Below are 2,574 nucleotides of genomic sequence, written 5' to 3'. Positions count from 1 at the left end.
CATACCTGAACCACGTTACCGGACTCGGGTCACTCGATTCGCATCGATGTGATGGAACAGTTCGTCGCGGCCCTTCATCTTGAGCTGCGTGTCTTCGCTGTAGCTGAAGCTGTCGCGGCCGTGCACGGTCACCGTGAGCTCGTAGCGCACGGTCTTAAATTCCCGATCGAGAAACTTGTTGGAGCAAATCCCATACGTGTCAGACCCGGCCTCCGCGGCAATTTGAAACGACGTGGCCTCCGGTTCCACGGTACCCCCGGCCAGCACCGTGACTCCCCGCGGCACGATAAAACACCGGAGCACCTGTTTTGCGGCCGCATCCCAGAGCCAGTACCCGGTCTCCTCGTGAAACGGCGCGTCCTCGCCCAGACGCCAGGCCACGGTCGAGTATCGCAAGCCGTACAATTGCTGTTCATGATTCTTCACAGGGCCGAACGGCTCGAACGTCATCCGCTCACGGAATTGGTTACGCTCCGTGCCGCGATCGTCCGACGGCGCCACGTCGTCGCCCTTGTCGCCTTCCCACACGCCGGCCAACGCAGCCAACGGACCAAGATACTTCAACAGATCGTCACTCATCGCGCATTCCTCCTTGTGATACTCCGGTGCCCGCCGTCGAACGACCGGCCCGCAGCTGGCTGCTCTTGTAGCAGAAGAGAAGAGGGGGACTCAAACGAGGGGGGGCCAATGCTCGCCGACACTCAAGCGTCTTCCTGATTCTATCCCTCTGCCACCGACACGTCGGCGACCAGCAGGTCTTTCAAGCGCCCTAACGCCTCTGCCACGATGCGGCCTTGCGCGTCGATGTTGGCAATAATCTCGACCGGCGTGCGCCGATCGACCACGGTCACCGCGTTGGGGTTCACCGCCTTGAGGTCGAACACTGCCGCATCGATGGCCGCCGCTTGCGATTCGAACTCGCGCACAGCCTTGTCCTTCTCGCGAATCTGAACCTCCAACGCCGTAAGCGCCTTCTCGCCGGCTTTATTTTTCTTCAGGCGCTTCAGCCGCTCTTTCAGATCCACCACTTCGGCCTTGATCTTGGCCGCCCCATCCAGCAACGGCTGCATCTCGTCGCGCGCCTTCGCGCGGCGCGCCGCGAAGTCCACCGTCCAAGAGTAGCGGCTTTCGCCTTTAGGCGTCCCTCGCTGCAGAAGGAGGCGGGCATAACTGGGAAACCGTGTACCGCTGTTCGATTCGTCAACCCGCCACTCCGCCACCAAGGAAGCGGGCAGGGCCACATCGTCCAGCAGCGCTCCGGTTGGAGTAAAACCAAAGTGCGCCAACGTCAGCGGGGTCTTCTTACCCACCTTCACCGGCGAGAGGTCGTAGTACCAGATCCGTGTGGTCTTCTTGCCCTTGGTGAAAAACAACAAATTCGTTTTGACGCCCGCGCCAGCCGTGGAAAAGACGCCCCCCGGCAGGCTGACGATGGCCCAGAGATCGCACTCGTCTACCAGCTTGCGCTTGGTCTCCACGAAGGCGCTCTCGTTGGTGCGAAAGAGCAGCCCTTCGTCCAGCACCATGGCGCAGGTACCGCCGGGAGCCAACTCCGCCAAAATGTCCTGCAGAAACAGCACTTGCGTGGCGCTGGTCTCAAAGGCAAAATTCTTCTGCGCGTCCTTCCCCTCTTTGCCGCCGAAGGGCGGATTGGTCAGGATCACGTTGAACTGCCTAGGCGCTTGCTCGAACAGCGCCGCCTTGCACTGGCGCTCCAGCTGCCGTTTGCTCTACTTCTCCTGTACCGCCAGACGCACATAGAACGCTTGTTCCTCCGCCCGCTCGCTCTGGCTCAGGATGATGAGGTGATGCGTCCACGGCAATTGTGTCACCAGTGGTGACACTAATTCATTGCCCGCATAGGCCTCATAGAATTGCCGCATTCTGAACAGGTTTCGGCGGGTAAACCCGCGCAGTCCCGGTTGCGTCTGGGCCAGATAGCGGGCCAGTTGATCCACCACGCCATCGCCCCATTCCGAGGCGGCAATTTTTCGGCTGATGTGTTCGCCGATCTGCCAATACAACTCGATCAGCGTGGTATTGACCGCCTGCACGGCACGTTCCCGGGCCGTGGCAATCAGTTGCGCGATGTCGGCAAAATCGGGGGGTTGCGGCGTAGTGGTCATGGCCTGGCCTCTACGTCGTTGAATGCTTGGGTGAGGAGGCGTTGGGGGAGGCGATCGATCTCTTGGAGTTGCGCCCTTGCGGCTTGCTGAGTTGTATCGAGCTCGGTCAGTTGAGCTTTCAGGCGGGCGGCGAAGCGCCGTTGTTCTTCCACGGCGATCGCTGGAACGAGCATCTGACCTAATCGAATGAGCGGCAGGTGAGCGATGGTTGTCTTAGCGTTCCGATCATCGAATGCTCCGGTAAGCGCTTGCAGGCGAATCCAGTACGCCAGAAAGTCCGAATCTGCCAAACTTGAACTTGGCCGAACGCGATGGATGGCTTTCTGATAGTAGCAATCCTCCAAATCACCACGCCATACAGCACAACGTCCCGGCTCTCCGCCGGCTACAGCCTGTAGGAGAATGGGCGGCTGTACCTGGACTCTGGCGGGGAGTGTCGGGGGAAAAT

4 protein-coding genes are annotated in these 2,574 nt (G+C 60.3%); all 4 read right to left on the bottom strand.

Annotation, left to right across the window (positions count from 1 at the left end):
* Nucleotides 1-15: 15 nt before the first annotated feature.
* Nucleotides 16-579: an FABP family protein gene (locus tag KF784_20015; GenBank protein MBX3121344.1), complete on the bottom strand. Its 564-nt coding sequence runs from the start codon at nt 577-579 to the stop codon at nt 16-18.
* A gap of 140 nt (nt 580-719) precedes the next feature.
* Nucleotides 720-1,664, bottom strand: coding sequence for an N-6 DNA methylase (locus KF784_20010; protein MBX3121343.1), 945 nt, complete (start codon nt 1,662-1,664; stop codon nt 720-722).
* A 66-nt stretch (nt 1,665-1,730) separates the two neighbouring features.
* On the bottom strand, nt 1,731-2,126 hold the full coding sequence (locus tag KF784_20005; protein ID MBX3121342.1) for a hypothetical protein: 396 nt from the start codon (nt 2,124-2,126) through the stop codon (nt 1,731-1,733).
* Nucleotides 2,123-2,574: hypothetical protein (locus KF784_20000; protein MBX3121341.1), on the bottom strand; the 452-nt coding region annotated here is incomplete at its 5' end. The genes KF784_20000 and KF784_20005, both read right to left, overlap by 4 nt.

The sequence above is a fragment of the Fimbriimonadaceae bacterium genome (genome assembly GCA_019638775.1).
Lineage (GTDB): Bacteria > Armatimonadota > Fimbriimonadia > Fimbriimonadales > Fimbriimonadaceae > JAHBTD01.
The sequence above is the reverse complement of the archived record's forward strand: the minus strand, read 5'-3'. Positions and strand labels throughout refer to the sequence as shown.

Bases quoted from the DNA above. Each gene is read 5' to 3' on its own strand.
- KF784_20015 (MBX3121344.1), bottom strand. From the start codon at position 579: ATGAGTGACGATCTGTTGAAGTATCTTGGTCCGTTGGCTGCGTTGGCC.
- KF784_20005 (MBX3121342.1), bottom strand. From the start codon at position 2,126: ATGACCACTACGCCGCAACCCCCCGATTTTGCCGACATCGCGCAACTG.